Genomic DNA, 15588 nt, shown 5'->3' with positions numbered 1-15588 from the left:
GGGGTTCGCTCTCCCCCCACCCCCGGGTCGGCGACCTCCCCCCCCCGTGCGGTTTGCCGGCCCGCCCCCGCCGGCGGGTGCCCACCTTCCCACGCAACCGTGGGCACCGGCCTTCTCCGACCACCACCCGCCCTTCTGACCCCGGGGTCGACGTCGGCACCTGGGACTCACGTCGTCAGTCCCCGCTCCGTAAAAGGTGATGCGTCAAAAGAGGCCACGTACGTGTCGGATAAAGGTGTGCCACTCGCCTGGTTGCGTGCTCTTGTACCCGCTGTGCTTCAAGGTCAGCTCCAGGGTCTTTCTGAGCGGGCGAGGCGACTGCATGATGGCTTCGTTCCGCTCCGCGAGTCTGAACATCTCCTGCTCGGTGGGGAGCCGGTTGCTCTTCTGTCCGTTGCACCCCGCGTGCGTGGGAGCCAGGTTCCAGATCGCGTCCAGGTCGGGTGTCGTCCCATTGCCGCCGGGGGGAAGAAGCCTCTTGAACGAGAGGGGGAACACGTGGTCGACGGCGATGCTGTCTCTGTTCAGCGTGATGAGGTCTGTGCAGATCAGGCAGAGGCCGCGCTGGAAGCCGATGACCGAGTCCGTGACGCCGGCGACCGATCGGCGGCGCTGTCGGTCGGTGATCTGCAGGGTGCTCATGTCCACGACGACACCCTCACGGATCAGGCTCTGGCCGATCCCGATGGCGAAGGACGTCTCCACGATGCTCCAGCGGGCTGACAGCTCGCCCCGTAGGGTCGGGGCCTGCTCCGACTGGGCGATGTCGCGGAGTTCCTTGCTCAGCCGGACGACCTGTTCGTGGGAGCGGCCGGTCACCTCGTAGAAGCGATGCGGCACCTCCGCTCCTTCGCCGCGCAGGTTGTGGAACTTCCGCATCACCATCCTGGGCATGGACTGGATGGCCGCAGCCAGCAGTTCTTCGGTGGGGCTTCCGAGCCTGAGCGATTCCGCGGCCTCTCGCTCGGCCACCGAGAGGAAATCCTTCTCTCCCCGTTCGCCCTTCTGGGATACCTGCGGTGCCTGGCCGAGATGCCGTACCAGCCCCATCGCGTACGGCACCGCCAGGTCCCGGAGCAGGATCTCCGACCGGCCTTCGGCGGCGGCGTCCAGGAGCGCGGAGCCGAGGGCGAACTTGTAGGTACGGGTGTTCGCCCCTACGAGTACGGCCATGCGCCACGAGGAGCGTGGGCTCTGTTCCCAATGAGAGAAATCCATCCGCCGCCACCCTGGGTGTGTATTTGCCGAAATACAGGCCATTTTCACCGCTCCTGTCGGGGAACGCGCACGACGGAGGAGCCCGGTAGTCTCTGGGCTTTCCGAAGGAAGCCGTACGTGCGCGAAGGGGCGGTCTGAGGTGGGGAAACTCGTGCGGGACAGGATTCCGGAGATCATTCGGGAGCATGGCGGGGAGCCGGTGGTGACCGTGCTCGGGGAGGCGGACTACCGCGCGGCGCTGCTGGAGAAGCTGTTTGAGGAGGCGGCGGAGCTGCGCGAGGCCGGGGTGACCGAGGTGGCGGAGGAGATCGCCGACGTGCTCGAAGTGCTGCGGGCCATCGTCAAGGTTCATGGGCACGAGTGGGCGGACATCGAGAAGGTCGCCGAGGTCAAACGGGCCGAGCGGGGGGCGTTCCTCGAACGCGTCTACCTCGAAGGATGACGGTAATCGGGGCAATCTATGGTTCTTCCTCTCGCCCCTAACGCGGCCCTTCGGAGTCCGGCGAATGATCAAAAATGGGTTGATCTTCTCGGTAGGGTGAACGCAGGTGCCGGTTCGAAACCGAGCCGTTCTGCGTAGGGGCTGTAGCGCAGTTGGCCGTCGCACTTTCTCTCACAGGGGAATTCGAATCCAGTCGGCCCCACCCCCCCCGGGAGGATGACGTGGACTCCGAGACCGTCTGGACGGTCCTGCGAGCGCTTGGCGAGGCCAGGCGGCTCCCGCTGGACGATCCGGACCGCAGGTGGATCGCGCACGCGGCGCTCGCACTGGTCCGTGACGGGCAGCAGCGCCGCAGGCAGGAGCGTGATCATGCCGCGAAGGAGGCCGACGCCGCGGTGCTGGCGGCCACCGCGATGGGCAGTCCAGACCGGGTGATCGACGCTCCCATCTCGGAGAGACCAGTGGGAGAGCCGGCCGGAGAGCTGCGCAGGGCGCGACGCTGCTATGTCTGCAAGGAGCACTTCACTCGGGTGGGCAGCCTGTATCACCTGCTCTGCCCCTCGTGCGCGGCCTTCAACGCGGCCCATCGTACGGCCCGTACCGACCTGTCGGGGCGGCGGGCGCTGGTCAGCGGGGGGCGGACGAAGATAGGGCATCAGCTCGCGCTGAAGATGCTCCGTGACGGCGCCCACGTCACGGTGACCACCCGTTTTCCGGCCGACGCGGTCAGCAGGTTCGCGGCGGCCGGTGACTGGGGCGGGCGCCTGGAGGTCGTGGGGATCGATCTGTGCGATCCTCGCCAGGTCATCGCGCTCGGCGACCGGTTCCTGGCGGCCGGGGATCCGCTGGACATCCTGGTCAACAATGCCGCGCAGACCCTGCGCCGGCCGCCGTCGGCCTACGCTGCCCTGGTCGAGGGGGAGCGGGCCGGGCTTCCGCCGGGGGCGTCGACGGTGCCGGGGTTCTTACCGGGGTTCATGCCGGGCCCTCCGGTGTCGCTCTCCGGTGACGGGAACGGTCTTCCGCTGCCGCCGCCAGGTGACGGGCTCCGGGATCTGTCGGGCCTTCCGCTGCCGTCAGGTGATGGGGCTTGGGATCTGCCAGGGCTTCCGGTATCCCCTTTCGGGGATGAGACCCGGGGTCTGCTGGTCTCGACTCCTGTGGACGAGGCCGAGCGACTGTCGGTCTCGCCTTCCGGGAATGTGAATCTGGGAGTGCCGGACGCGTCCGGTCTGCTGCCGGATATGTCGGCGGGTAACTCCTGGTCGGTGCGGATCGGTGAGGTGGACCCGGCCGAGCTGCTGGAGGTCCAACTGGTCAACGCGGTCGCGCCGTTTCTGCTGATCGACCGGCTGCTGCCGTTGCTGCTCGCCGCGCCCTTCCCGCGCCGGTACGTCGTGAACGTGTCGGCGGTGGAGGGACAGTTCGCGGTGCCGAACAAGACCGGCCGTCACCCGCACACCAACATGGCCAAGGCCGGACTGAACATGCTGACCCGTACCAGCGCCGCCGATCTGGCGCGGCAGGGTGTGTACATGTGCAGCGTGGACACCGGCTGGATCACCGACGAGAACCCGGTGCCGGTGCGGGAGTGGCTCGACCGCCGGACGCCGCTGGACGTCATCGACGGTGCCGCGCGGGTCTACGACCCGATCGTGCGCGGCGAGGCGGGCGACCCGGTGCACGGCGTCTTCCTCAAGGACTACGCGCAGGCACCGTGGTAGGCGAGCCGCACGACCTCGACGGGTTGCTCGCGTGGCTGCGTACCGGGCGGCCCGCGACCCGCCGCACCGTTGCTCGCAGGGGGCCGGGGCCGATTGCCTTATGGGCCGAGGCCAAGGCGTATCCGCTCGATCAAGCCGAGGCCGCCGCCCGCAGGGCCGACACCAGCAGGTAGCCCGGGTATTCGCGCAGCCGAGGATAGGCGCTTGTGTGGTAGCAGCTCCAGTAGCTGATCACCCGCTGTTCCGTCACTGTCAGGAAGTCCGGATTGTCGGCGAAGAATCGCCCGTAGGCGGCGTGGACGGCGGAGCCGGGCCGGCCGAGATCATCAAGCACGCGGTGGACATCCCCCACGATCTCCACGACGTACTCTCCGATCAGTCGCGCCACGTACGGGATGACCCATGGCTCCAGTGAGCCGATGATCTGGGCGAGGTGGCGCTGCCGGACGAACCCGTCGTGGTGACGGGTGTAGAGGCAGTGCAGGATCACCCGCTGGACGGGGGGGCAGCGCACTGAGCGCCTCGGAGGTGGGTTCGGGATGGTAGATCCGCTCGGGAACGGTGACGCGGTCCTCGCCGACGGTCACCTCAAAGGACGTCGCCGAGCAGTGTCCGGGGATCGGCATGACCCCGACAGCAGTGCGAACGTCGTCGGCCAGTGCGAGAGGGAAGGCGCACGTGAGGGATTCGTTGAGCCCGCCGGCCGGTTCCGGCTGCCGCGGCTCGGCGGTGGCTCGCCGCCGATAGTGGGCGTCGGGGAGGTTCTCCTCGTTGTCGTCGCCGTCTCCCAGCGCCACCAGGGTGAAGCCGTGCCGTTCGTAGAGGCGGCGGGCGCCGGTGTTCTGCTGGAACACGTGCAGGTTGAGCAGGCTGGGCCGTGCCTTCCTGGCCTGGGCGAGCAGGGCTGAGCCGATGCCGTGGCCCTGGGCCTCCGGTGCGACGTACAGGTGTTCCAGCCACTGGTCGTCCAGTGCGGCGAATCCGGCGACCTGGCCGTGTAGTTCGGCCACCCATGTCTCGTGGCGGGCGACCACGACCCCGGCGATCCAGGCCCGGGTCTCCTCGTCGGTGTGCAGCCGCGGCAGGTAGGTCATCTGGCCACGCGCGGCCAGGAAGACCTCCGCGATCCGCTCCGCGTCGCCGTGCCATGCCCGGCGTACGAGCGGTAGCGCGTCGTGTGCCATGAGTTCGGCCATCTTGCGCAGCTGAAGGAAATAGGTGAGCGCCCCGGAGATGGGCGAACGGTAATCGAACCGTACGGCACGCAGGTCGGCCAGGCAGGACCGCAGGATGTCCCGATGGTCGGGATGCAGGGCTCCGCCCCGGCGCAGGTAGGTCTGTACGCAGTCCGCGACGGTCGAGTCCAGCGTGACCAGGGATGGTACCTCCGGGAAGGGCAGCCGCTGGCGCTGGGCCCACAGGGTCTGGACCGTTTGGTGCATCGCCTCGTGCGCGTCAGGGCCCGGCCAGCGCCAGCCGTGCCGGTATCGGTGCTCGCCGGCGGACAGGGTGCGGCGATCACGTTTCTCGCTCGTACGGCGCAGTGCGAACGCCGCCATCTCCGCCAGCCGGGCTTCCCGGCTGGTCTCCAGGATGTCCAGCGCGCGGAGCAGGGCGGTCTCGTCCGTCCGTATCCGTCCGGCGCGGCTGGTGATGTAGTCCCAGGTCGCGTGGTATCCAACGGGCATGTAACGCTCGACCGCGTATCTGAGGGAGGTGTGGCGCAGGCCGTACGGCAGATCCTGATTCCGGACCCGGCGCGCGTAGGTACCGAAGCTCATGATGCCGCTCGGACGACTCTGCGGGCGTTCACCTTCTCGGACACCGTCATACAGTGCCATGTTCGGATATGAACGGGCCATCGGATATCGCAGCATCCTTTGCTGTCAGCCCAGGCCAGCGTTTGGTGTGGCCGTAGGGCGTGGGCGCGCAACGCGGCCTTGGCTGCGGCGGTGCCCTGCGGCGTGAGTGCGAACGGTGCGCCGAGCGGGCGCGCGAGGTGATGGCAGTCGAGTGCCCACAGCCGGTGGCGCATGGACACTCGTTCGTCAAGGACCGGTTGGGCGAGGCTACCGGGGGTGCCCCGTTCCTGGCCGGGGATCTCAACCATGTTCCGATCGAGGTCCTCGGCACTCATGGGACCGCGGACGATGAGCAGCGTCAGCATGACCTCCCGGGCGATGACGGTGAGCGTGCGCCCCTGGCCGATCACGGTCGCGACCGCGGTGTCCCGGTGTCGATAGCCTCGTCGCGGGAAAATCGGTCGCCGGGCCGGGTGGTCTGCTTCTACGCTCGATAACCATGACCGTCGAGTGGGCCCCGCTGGGCAAGGACGATGTCGGGGCGTGGGCGGAGTTGCTGGTGGCGATCGACGCGGTCGATCAGGTCGGGGGGAGAAGCGACGCGGACGACCTCGCCGAGGAGCTCGTCAATCCGCTGCTCGATCCCGTCGAGGGCACGCTGGGGGCGTGGGAGTCCGGCCGGCTGGTCGCGTACGGGGTGACCATGGCTCGGGCCGCGGCCGAGCCGGTGCATCGGATGAGCCTGTGGGGCGGGGTGCATCCGGAGTATCGGCGCCGGGGGCTGGGGGGTCACCTGCTGGAGTGGGCGATCGGCAACACCCCGGTGCTGCACGAGCGTCGGTTCCCCGGGCAGCCGCTCGAACTCCACGTCGAGGTGGACACCCGCAACGAGGGCTTGCGGGCGCTGGTCGCCGGAGCCGGGATGGAGCCGGCCCGGTGGTTCTACGGGATGGCCCTCGACCTGAGCGCCGAGCTGCCGGAGGTCTCACTGCCGGACGGGCTCCGGATCGTCACCTACCGGGATGACCTGGAGGACGCCGTCCGGGAGGTGCGTAACCGCTCGTTCGTCGACCACTGGGGGAGCGTCCAGCACACCCCGGAGTCCTGGCGGAACACCGTCGTCGGGGTGAAGGTGTTCCGGCCGGATGGGTCCTTCGTCGCGCTGGACGCGTCGGGGGAGAGCGTGGGCGTGCTGCTCACCCACTATTTCGAGGCCGACACCGAGGCGACCGGGGTTCGCGAGGCGTGGATCCAGATCATCGGCACCCTGCGCGAGTGGCGTGGGCGCGGGGTGGCGAGCGTGCTGCTCGCGCACGCGCTGCGCGAGTTCCGGGCGCAGGGGTACGACAAGGCCGGCCTGGGGGTGGACGCGGACAACCCGACCGGGGCTCTCGGCATCTACACCCGGGCAGGGTTCGAGATCGCGCACCGCACGGCCGACTACGGGCTCCCACTGGTCCCTGCGGTGACGTGACAACCCGGGCTGTCAGTGCCTGCGCTTCCTGCCGTGGCCGCTGGGGCGGCCCCGTGAGCCGGGTGCGGGGCTTGGCATGAGGCGGAGCCGGCTCCTCCGGGCCAGCATCGGCTCGTACACCAGGGTGCGCAGCTCCTCCAGGGCCGCTCGTGCGGGATGCCCCGAATCCAGCACCTCCGCGACGAACTCGGACGCGTCCCTGCCCACCGACTCGCGGAGTTGCTCCATGACGGCCTCGGGGCCGCCCAGCTCCAGCAGGTTGATCAACCCCTCGGCGAGTAGCAGTGAGTACTCGTCGGGGCTGAGATCCTCGGGGCGCAGCTCTCCGGTCTCCAGGAGGGCGGTCAGGACGACGGGCCCCAGCATCGGATCACGCCGGAGCCCCGCCCGCATCGACCGGCCGCCGGGGAGTGTCTCCGCCAGGGTGGAGAGCATGGCGGAGGCGCGGGTACGGAAGGGGCAGGCGCGTACGGCGTCCAGAAGCGGCTCGACGTCACCTCCGTGCGTCGCCAGCCAGCCTTCGAGCTCGGCCGCCGCCGTCTCCTGGGTGTAGTGCTGGGCGAGCACCCCCAGCAGTTCGGCCGCCGTGGCGTCCGCCAGTTCCCCGAGCAGCGGGGCGTCCCGCCCGTCGGCGAGCAACCGCTCCCGTACGGCTCGGGTGCCCAGGGGCGTCAGCCGTACCAGCGGGCCCGGCTCCGCCAGGCGCGGCAGGAGCCGGGCGCGTGCCTCGGGCGGCAACGGCAGGTCGTCCTCGCCGAACTCGCCGAACTCGCCGAACTCGCCGAGCACGCCGGGACGCAGGTCGCTGGAGTACAGCTCGTCGGGCACACCGTGGCTCGGCTCGACGGCACCGAGGCCGGCGAGGGTGTCGAACACCGCGAGCAGGTCCCTTGCGACCTGGCGGCGCCAGAGGTCCTGACGGAAGCCGTCCTCCTCGGGATCGAGCAGGAAGTACTCCTGGCAGGCCAGCCATACGGTCTCCTGCAGCCGGGCCACGGGGATCGGGGTCGGCAGGCTGTACATCGTGTTCAGCACGTCGGGCAGCAGCAGGTCGAACGCCGTGGCGAGCATCGAGGAGGCGGCCCACCCGTAGGCGGGCGTGCAGATCTCGGTGCCCAGCTCGAAGACCGCCTCGAACGCGCGCCGCCACAGCGCCTCCGGGTCACGCAGGAGGGGGGCGGCCTTGGCCACCGGGACCAGGTGGCCCTTGCGCACTCGCACCAGGCTGGTCTTCTTCGCCCACGCCAGCAGGAGGTTCACCCGGGGCAGCTCGGCGGAGCTGCGTACCCGCAGATCCTGCTCCCCGGTGCCCAGCAGCGTCGCCAGCTCGCGGGCGTCGGCCAGCCGCAGGTTGCCGGTCTTGGTGAGGGGCCGCCCGCCCGTCCCCACCCAGCCGGTCAGGGCGGTCAGCTGCCGTACGACCTCGCTTTGGGCGGCCTCGGCGGCGAGTTCGGCGGCGGGAGGGAGGGCGACGGGGGACTGGGGGAAGGCCCGCTCGTCGTCGGGTCCGGCACCGGCGAACTCGGCCTCAAGAAGCCTGTCGAGTATGTCGGCGTCGAACCGTATCCGGCCCATGTCGACATCGCGCTGGAATCTGGCCACGGCCCTTTCGTCGTCGAGGATGATGCCGTTGTCGAGGGCGGTCTGCGCCCAGAACTTCCCGATGCCCTGCCGGGCGGGGTCGGCCAGCGCCGCCGGGTACTCCGCCGCGGCCTCGGCCACGGTCGCCTCCAGCTCCGCCGGGGAGGCGCCCCGGGGGTCACGCAGGCCGGACGCGGCGAGGTAGCGCAGGAGCGTCAGCAGGCTTTCCGGCGCGGTGGCGAGGACATCCCGCTCGGCCGCGAGGTGCCGGGGAATCCATTCCAGCAGGAAACGCCGCACCTGTCGCGCGTCCCAGCAGGCCAGCCGCCCGTCGTGGCTGCGGTGCCGCGCGTCCAGAGCCGCCGCCAGCATCGCCCCGTCGGCCCGCACGCCGTGCTCATCCGCCCAGGCGAGGCAGCGGCGGACCAGCAGGTCCTTCGCCGACTCGAACTCCTCGGCCTCCTCCGGATCGAAATACGTCCGCACCATGAACCCCCGTACTCATGTGTCGTGACCAGGCCGAGTCGCTCTTTCTCGCCGGGACGGTGTGCGCAGGTCGGCCTCGGCGCGCACGGGATCCATCGTGTCATCATCATCGCTGACAGTGCGGGATCCAACGGAGCCTGCACGGGTGGCCGGTATGGGGCGCCGCAGCGGCCGCCGTCCCCCGTCTCCCAGGAGTGAGGAGCCGGGCGGCGTTGACGCTCCGCGTGTGGAATCTTGACCGCCGGACAGGGCCGATGCCCGCCTTCTCGCTGGATCGCCCACATGCTCGGCGCGTGGGCGGGGGAGTCAGCCGGGACGCTCGTCGGGACGTCGGGCGAGTGCCAACGGCGCGTGCCGACGACGGCATAGATTGTCCGCATGATCAGTGCGTGGGCGGTGGAGGCGGTCGCCGTACTGGACGCGGAGATGGAGCGGACGCCTGTCACGCCGCTGCGCCGGTTCCCGTTGCCCACCGGGTGGGAGGTGCGGCTGTGGATGAAGGACGAGTCGGCGCAGCCGACGGGGAGTCTCAAACACCGGCTGGCGCGTGCCCTGTTCCGCCAGGCGATCGCCTCGGGCCGGATCGCGGCGGGCACCACGGTGGTGGAGGCCACCGGGGGTGCGATGGCAGTCGCCCAGGCCTACTTCGCCCGGTTGCTCGGCCTGCCGTACGTCGCGGTGATGCCCAGGAGGTCCTCGGGGGAGGGCGTCGAACGGCTGGGCGGGACGTGCCGGTTCGTCGATCCGCCCCTGGCCATCTACGGCGAGGCCAGGGAACTGGCCGATCAGGTCGGTGGCCACTACCTGGACCACTACGTCTCGGCCGCGACCGTCGACTGGCACGGGGGGAGTCTGGCCGAGGAGCTGTTCGGGCAGGTGGGGGAGTGCCCGCACTGGGTGGTCGTCGGCGCGGGCACCGGCGTCACCTCCGCCGCCGTCGGCCGTCACCTGCGTGCCCATGAGCTGCCGGGTCGACTGGCCGTGGTCGATCCGGAGAACTCCGCCTACTTCCCGGGCTGGGTGAGCGGCGCCGCCGACTACGGCACCGGGATGCCGTCCCGGATCGAGGGGATCGGCCGGCCGAGGATGGAGCCGGGGTTCGTCCCCGATCTCGTCGACCTGGTGGTGCCGGTGCCGGACGCCGCCAGTGTGGCCGCCGCCCGCCGGGTGCGCCGGGAGACCGGGCTGACGGTCGGCGGTGCCACGGGCACGAACCTGTGGGGTGCGCTGGAACTCGTCACGCGGATGCGCGCCCAGGGTGTCCGGGGCGACGTGGTGACCGTGATCGGCGACGCCGGCGCGCGCCACCTGCGGACCTGCCACGACGATGGCTGGGCGGAGGACAGGGGGCTGGACTGGCGGCCGTACGCGGCGCGGCTGGAAGGCCTGCTCGATCATGGGGAGTGCTGGACGACTTCGTGAGACACGAGGGTGGGACGTCCCGCACCCGACTGTGCGGGACGTTCCACCGTTGAGCGCGGGTGAGCACCTCCCGGGGCCGGTCAGGGGCCGGGGCAGACCCCTACCGGGAGGCGCTCACCCGCGTTCTCCCCGTCAGTGGCCGTGGTCGTGCTCGTACATGCCCTTTTCCGGGATGGTGCTGGAGACCACGGCTTCGTAGGACTTGCCGCGGGGGTTGGGGCGGGGGTCGACGAGGCCGGCGCACTGGCCGCTGCCGGTGATCTGGTTGGACACCCCGGCGTTGGACGGCGCGGGCGTGTTGCCGCCGCAGGCGAGCGCGCCGCGGACGCTGGTGCCCGCCATCACGAGCGCGTCGACGGTGGTGTTGTTGTTCAGCACCGCCGCGCCCCTGAGGTCGGAGCCGGCGACGATCAGCTGGCCGGTGGTGCCGGAGACGGTGACCGCGCCGTTGATCCGCGCCTTGAGCAGGTGCACCTCGGCGGCGGCGGTCGCGGTGACCGCTCCGTTGATCGTGCCGCCGGTCACCACCAGGGACGCGCCGGCGGAGACGGTCACCCCGCCGTTGATCCGGGCGTCGTTCAGGCAGGTGACGCCGGAGCGGACAACGAGCGTCCCGTTCCTGGTGCCGGTGACCGTGGTGGTGCAGGCGGGCGGTGCCGCGAGGGTGGTGACCGTGAAGCTCCTGGCCGTGCCGTGGTTGCCGCTGGGGTCGATCGAGCGGTACTCGACGGTGTGCCTGCCGCGCGGCAGCTTGCCGAACGTGAGGCTGTCGATGACGGTGCCGCTCTCGCTGAACGTCCACGGCAGATCGGCGGAGGTCGGCCAGCCGAAGTAGTTGAACCAGCCGTCGCCGTCCACCCGGGACTCGCTCACCACGTACCCGTCCTGGTCGTCGTCGCCGGTGAGCCTCATGGTGAAGGGGCCGTTGTAGACGTGGGTGTCGCCGGAGGCGACCAGCGGCTCGGAGAGCTGGTAGCCGGTGGTGGGCGGCGTGTTGTCGACGGTCCAGGACCGGGTGTCGCCGCCGGAGGTGGCGGTGAGGGTGTGGTTGCCGGGGGTGAGCGTGAGCGCGCCCAGATCCAGGTCCCCGTCGCTCTCGTCGAGCCGCGCGCCGTCCAGCGTCCAGGTGACGGCGGGGACGCTGTCGTCGGGGTGGGTGGTCTCGACGTAGACCACCTCGTCGTGGCCGACGGCCTGGTCGGTGGGCGTGGAGGAGAGCAGACCGGCGCCGACCGCGGTGGGGACGGTGGTCACGGTCGTGTCCACGGTCCAGGTGCGGGTCGCGGTGAGGGCACCGGAGCGGATGGCCGGGTCCCGTACGAAGCCGGTCGGGTCGGCGACGGTCGCCTTCACCGTGTGCGTGCCGGCCGGCAGGTTCAGTGTGCGGAGGTCGAGCGCGGTGCCCTCACCCGGCAGTTCGGTGCCGTCGACGCTCCAGGTGGTGGTCAGCGAGTGGCTGTTGGGGTGCAGCGGCTCCACCCAGAGCACCCGGTCGGCGCCGACCGGCGACGTGGTGGGCGTGCCGTCCTGGATGAGGCCGACCTTGGCGGAGATCTTCTGGGTCATGACCTCACGGCTGACCTGGTCGTAGTAGTAGCCCAGCGTCCTCATGATGGAGTGCTCGCTGGGCCGCCAGACGCCTTTGCCGAAGTACAGGCCGCCCTCGTGGCGGCTGATGGTGCCGCCCGCCTCGCTCGGCTCGCCCAGCCAGCGCCACCACTTCTTCCGCTGGTCGGCGATCTGCTGCTCGGTCAGCAGGGTGTGGTGTACGGAGCCTGGCTCGGCCCCGGCGTAGGTGCCGCCCTCCACGCCGCGCGTGTAGTAGGTGTACTCGTCCTGCAGGCCGCCCAGCGAGTGGCCGATCTCGTGCGGCGCGATGAGGGCCGACATCGAGTTGTGGCCGGAGGAGGTGGCGTAGGCGCCGCCCGCTCCGCCGTAGGTTCCGCTGTTGCCCAGGGCCAGGATCTGCCGGTTGGCGCTGCTGGTCCCGGCCACCAGGTTGGCGTACGTGTTGGCCGCCGAGTTGCTCATGGTGATCAGCCGCTGGACGCTGGCGGGGTTGCAGCCACCCCAGAAGGCCATGCTCAGCGGGGTGTTCTTCTTGCCGGAGGCCAGGTCGGGGTCACAGCCGATGCCGGACTCGCCGGAGACGATGTCCACCCGGTAGACGTTGAAGTAGTTGCGGTAGGACTTGTACGGCTCGATGGACCACATCACGTTGAGCTGCTGATCGGTGTCGGCGGCGAACGTGGACTGCTCGTTCTCGGTGTAGCCGTCGCCCATGATGATCAGATTGAACCGCTTGGCCGGGGCTCCGGTGACCTGGAGCGGCACCACGGTGGCGCTGCCGACGGTGGCGTCGGCGGCGTTGGCGGGGGCTACCGGAGTGAGCAGGGCGGCGGTCATCGAGACGGCCGCCAAGGCGGTGAGCGGCCTGGTGATACGCATGGTGGGGGGAACCTCCAGGGGGTGGTCGGGGCGGCCCCGCACGGTCGTGCGTCGGCGCCCCGGGCATTCATTTCAAACAGGGATTCATGGGCTCATTTGGTGGAGCAGCGGGCGCTCGCCCAAGGCGCCCGGGGACCGGTGCGGACCTCGATCCCGGTATGGCCGCGGGCCGGCCGTAGCGGGAGGGGAGGTCAGCGCTCCCCGCGAGGGGGGAGCATGTCGTCGTCGGGGAGGGGCGGCACAGCGCGGCTGTTGACGGTGATGCTGTCGGACACCCCGGCCCAGCGCCTGAGCGTCGCCGTCGCCGCGTCACGCTCGGCCGGGCTCAGCTGGGAGATGTTCGCGCTGTGGTTGGCGCCGGGGGCGACGTACAGATGGGAGTCGTTCCGGCTGGGTGTGAACCGCTCCGCGCTCCACGGGTCGTTCTCGCCGTAGATGAACATCATCTGGCTCGCGTCCTTGCGCACCCAGTGGTCCACGTCGAGCATCGGCTTCGGGTCGTGCCCGGTGCGCAGTTCGGCGGGGAGCACCGAGTTGGGCTGGTAAAGCTTGGGGTATCTGGCCATGCCGCGCAGGTGCGCGAACTTCAGGTCGGGCCAGCCGAGCTGGCTCGCCGCCTGGTAGTAGTACGGGGCGTAGTAGTTGAGGCCCTGGTCGGTGTAGAAGGAGAAGCCCGCGATGTCGTCGATCCACGCGTAGATCTCGTCATCGGAGGCGGTGGCGGCCGGCACCTTCGCGCAGTCGGACACCTTGGCGTACTGCCAGAACGCCCAGACCGTGTCGAGGACCGTCATCTCGAACGACCGGTCGGCGGTGCCCAGGGTCTTCTCGAAGGTGATCCCGTCGCGCGCGGCGGTCTCCACCAGCTTCGGAACCAGCCGCTCGCGCCGCTTGAGCGCCTCGATCTGCACGTTGTTCAGCGCGGTACGGCAGGCCCGGTCGGCCACGTTCGCGAAGAAGTCGTCGTAGGTGTGGTCGGACGGATTGACCCGGTCGTTCGGCGCGACGTAGGCCACCACGCCGTCCACGTCACCGGGGTAGAACCGCCGGTGGTAGACCGAGGTCATGCCGCCCTTGCTCGCGCCGGTCTGGATCCACTTCCCCGAGTAGACCGTCTTGAGCGCCTCGACGATCCGGTGCTCGTCGCTGGCCTCCTGCCAGATGTCGAGCTTTCTCCAGTCCGCCGGGTCCGGGCGGGAGTTCCGGAAGAACCGGTGCTCCACCGAGACCTGGTTGGCGCCGAGCAGCCGGGTCGGCTCGGTCTGGGAGGCGCCGGGGTTGACCGGCAGGCCGTACCCGCCGGTGTACAGCACGACCGGCGCGTCGGCGGACCGGTGCAGCAGGGTGAATCGCTGCTCGTACGTGCCCTTGCCCGGATGGCGGTGGTCGATCGGCTGGGTGAGGCGCAGGACGAAGAACCGGTAGCCGGTCGGCCGGGTCTCCGAGACCACGGTCAGCCCGGGGATGGCGGTGAGCTTGCCGAGGAGTTCGTCCTCGACCGCCGCGGCGGGGGGCGCGAGGCCGGGTTCCGCCGCCGCGGCGGGGGTGACCCCGGCCACGCCGATCGAGCCGGCGGTGAGGACCGCCAGCATGAGGGCGGGAAGTACGCGCACTGATATGTCTCCTTCTGACACACGAAGTGTCGAAGGAGGCTATCGATCATGCTTTATCCGCGGTAGTCCTGATTTCCATAATTCCAGTGTTATGGGAGTGTCTGTAGTGGTTGGTCTGGAATGCCGACGCGCCGCCGGCTCAGGGCGTCGGGAAGGCCGGTCACGACTTCGCGTACAGGGCCTGCCAGTAGTAGCTCCACGGGGTCCCCCAGCCGTCCGCGACGAGTCGCCAGTCGTCGCCGGGCTGGTACACCTCGACGAAACGCTTGGACTGCGCCTGGACCGCCTCGCTGTCGTGCACGTCGATGATCTCGCGGAGCAGGCCGGATTGGAGGGCCTGCTGGACCACGGCCTGCCCCTCGTAGTGTCCGTCCAGGTCCGGGTCCAGGTACTTGCCGACCGGGTTCTTCGTGTAGGAGTGCGTGGCGATGCCGTCGATGAGGGAGAGGTAGTTCCTGACCGTGTCCGCGGGCATCTCGGCGAACGAGTCGATGTTGACGCACAGGTCGAAGGGCTCGCCGCCGGAGAGGTCCTCCACCTCGTCGATGCCCAGGAACCTGATCTTCTCGAACTGCTCGCCGGTCAGCACGGCGCGCAGATACTCGCGGGAGAGCTTCAGGCAGTTCTCCAGGTCGATGATGTGGTATTCCGCGACATCGTGGTTCGACAGGATGGTGTGGCAGGACCGGCCGTACCCGGCGCCGATCTCCAGGATCCGCGCGCCGTCCATTTTCACGGACCGTGCCATGAAATCGAGCTCAAGAACCGCCTGCAGATAGTCCAGGCAGATCGACTCACCCTTCAGGGTGACCGCGATGGGCTCTCCCAGCTGGCGGTTCCTGATCCGGAGCATGCGCTCCCAGTTCTCCGGTGACAATTGGAGGCCAAGGTTGTGGATGAGCGTCTTCAGATATCTCCGGCCGTTGACCTCGGGGTTCCAGAGTGCGATCTTGTAGTTCACCCGGCTGGATTTGAAACGGCTCAGATCGGGGGTCTCGTCCAGGGCGAGATTGTTCTCGTTAATGTGCGCCCACTGAGGACTCTGGCCATATTTATGACTCATTTGTCTGCTCTTTCCTGGAGCTCGGCGATTCAAGGTCCGCAAGGCGCCGCACCCATGTCCGCACGAGTATCGCGCACCGAACCGGCTCGCGCCTAGATCACTTCTCCGGCTCTCCCGGGGTCCGGAACCCCGGCGCGCGGCGGCCCTCCGGAGTGGGCGGCGCCCGGTCCCGGCGTTGATCGCGGGCATGATCGTGACAGGGGGTTAATGGCGGTGCCGCCGAATGTCCAGGTCAGCACGGGGGCGTTACCCGCGGGACAACAAGATGTACTCACAGTTCCACAGGTTGTTGTCAAAAAATTTATCCAATTGTGA

At 69.5% G+C, this 15588-nt stretch carries 12 protein-coding genes; 4 read left to right on the top strand and 8 right to left on the bottom strand.

The window, feature by feature from the left end:
- Positions 1-204 precede the first annotated feature (204 nt).
- Positions 205-1218, bottom strand: coding sequence for a hypothetical protein (locus ABZU75_RS21040; protein ID WP_355556605.1), 1014 nt, complete (start codon positions 1216-1218; stop codon positions 205-207).
- Positions 1219-1369: 151 nt separating this feature from the next.
- Here ABZU75_RS21040 and ABZU75_RS21035 point away from each other — a divergent pair, with 151 nt between their 5' ends.
- Positions 1370-1660: a nucleoside triphosphate pyrophosphohydrolase gene (locus ABZU75_RS21035; protein WP_355556602.1), complete on the top strand. Its 291-nt coding sequence runs from the start codon at positions 1370-1372 to the stop codon at positions 1658-1660.
- Positions 1661-1881: 221 nt separating this feature from the next.
- Complete coding sequence (locus ABZU75_RS21030; RefSeq protein WP_355556599.1) at positions 1882-3384, top strand: SDR family NAD(P)-dependent oxidoreductase; 1503 nt, start codon at positions 1882-1884, stop codon at positions 3382-3384.
- Between the two features lie 130 nt (positions 3385-3514).
- On the opposite strand, the gene ABZU75_RS21025 is transcribed toward ABZU75_RS21030, so the two are convergent.
- The 3 genes from ABZU75_RS21025 to ABZU75_RS21015 are packed head-to-tail and all read right to left on the bottom strand — an operon-like array spanning position 3515 to position 5596.
- Positions 3515-3718, bottom strand: coding sequence for a hypothetical protein (locus ABZU75_RS21025; protein ID WP_355556596.1), 204 nt, complete (start codon positions 3716-3718; stop codon positions 3515-3517).
- The gene (locus ABZU75_RS21020) at positions 3711-5165 is read right to left on the bottom strand and encodes a GNAT family N-acetyltransferase (protein ID WP_355556593.1); all 1455 of its coding nucleotides are present in this window, start codon (positions 5163-5165) and stop codon (positions 3711-3713) included. The genes ABZU75_RS21025 and ABZU75_RS21020 overlap by 8 nt, the downstream gene beginning before the upstream one ends.
- Positions 5162-5596 carry a hypothetical protein gene (locus ABZU75_RS21015; protein ID WP_355556590.1) on the bottom strand — a complete coding sequence of 145 codons (435 nt, stop codon included), beginning with the start codon at positions 5594-5596 and terminating at the stop codon, positions 5162-5164. The genes ABZU75_RS21020 and ABZU75_RS21015 overlap by 4 nt, the downstream gene beginning before the upstream one ends.
- A gap of 89 nt (positions 5597-5685) precedes the next feature.
- Between ABZU75_RS21015 and ABZU75_RS21010 the strand changes: the two genes are divergently transcribed.
- Positions 5686-6660, top strand: coding sequence for a GNAT family N-acetyltransferase (locus ABZU75_RS21010; protein WP_355556587.1), 975 nt, complete (start codon positions 5686-5688; stop codon positions 6658-6660).
- 12 nt (positions 6661-6672) lie between these two features.
- On the opposite strand, the gene ABZU75_RS21005 is transcribed toward ABZU75_RS21010, so the two are convergent.
- Entirely contained in the window at positions 6673-8730 is a 2058-nt protein-coding gene (locus tag ABZU75_RS21005) for a hypothetical protein (protein WP_355556584.1), read from the bottom strand.
- Between the two features lie 375 nt (positions 8731-9105).
- On the opposite strand from ABZU75_RS21005, the gene ABZU75_RS21000 reads away from it, so the two are divergent.
- Positions 9106-10149 carry a pyridoxal-phosphate dependent enzyme gene (locus ABZU75_RS21000; RefSeq protein WP_355556581.1) on the top strand — a complete coding sequence of 348 codons (1044 nt, stop codon included), beginning with the start codon at positions 9106-9108 and terminating at the stop codon, positions 10147-10149.
- Positions 10150-10281: 132 nt separating this feature from the next.
- Here ABZU75_RS21000 and ABZU75_RS20995 read toward each other — a convergent pair whose 3' ends face one another.
- The 3 genes from ABZU75_RS20995 to ABZU75_RS20985 form a co-directional block, all read right to left on the bottom strand.
- Entirely contained in the window at positions 10282-12597 is a 2316-nt protein-coding gene (locus ABZU75_RS20995) for a M64 family metallopeptidase (protein WP_355556578.1), read from the bottom strand.
- A 191-nt stretch (positions 12598-12788) separates the two neighbouring features.
- Entirely contained in the window at positions 12789-14210 is a 1422-nt protein-coding gene (locus ABZU75_RS20990; RefSeq protein ID WP_355556575.1) for a S28 family serine protease, read from the bottom strand.
- 160 nt (positions 14211-14370) lie between these two features.
- The gene (locus tag ABZU75_RS20985) at positions 14371-15273 is read right to left on the bottom strand and encodes a putative sugar O-methyltransferase (RefSeq protein WP_355556572.1); all 903 of its coding nucleotides are present in this window, start codon (positions 15271-15273) and stop codon (positions 14371-14373) included.
- Between the last annotated feature and the right edge of the window lie 315 nt (positions 15274-15588).

Source organism: Streptosporangium sp. NPDC005286, assembly GCF_040607515.1.
In the GTDB taxonomy this organism is placed as follows: domain Bacteria; phylum Actinomycetota; class Actinomycetes; order Streptosporangiales; family Streptosporangiaceae; genus Streptosporangium.
Note: the sequence above shows the minus strand (reverse complement) of the source record. Positions and strands in the feature narration are given on the sequence as shown.

Coding starts and splice junctions, on each gene's coding strand:
- ABZU75_RS21040 (WP_355556605.1), bottom strand. CDS start 1,218: ATGGATTTCTCTCATTGGGAACAGAGCCCACGCTCCTCGTGGCGCATG.
- ABZU75_RS21020 (WP_355556593.1), bottom strand. CDS start 5,165: ATGAGCTTCGGTACCTACGCGCGCCGGGTCCGGAATCAGGATCTGCCG.
- ABZU75_RS21005 (WP_355556584.1), bottom strand. CDS start 8,730: ATGGTGCGGACGTATTTCGATCCGGAGGAGGCCGAGGAGTTCGAGTCG.
- ABZU75_RS20985 (WP_355556572.1), bottom strand. CDS start 15,273: ATGAGTCATAAATATGGCCAGAGTCCTCAGTGGGCGCACATTAACGAG.
- ABZU75_RS21000 (WP_355556581.1), top strand. CDS start 9,106: ATGATCAGTGCGTGGGCGGTGGAGGCGGTCGCCGTACTGGACGCGGAG.
- ABZU75_RS21010 (WP_355556587.1), top strand. CDS start 5,686: ATGACCGTCGAGTGGGCCCCGCTGGGCAAGGACGATGTCGGGGCGTGG.
- ABZU75_RS20995 (WP_355556578.1), bottom strand. CDS start 12,597: ATGCGTATCACCAGGCCGCTCACCGCCTTGGCGGCCGTCTCGATGACC.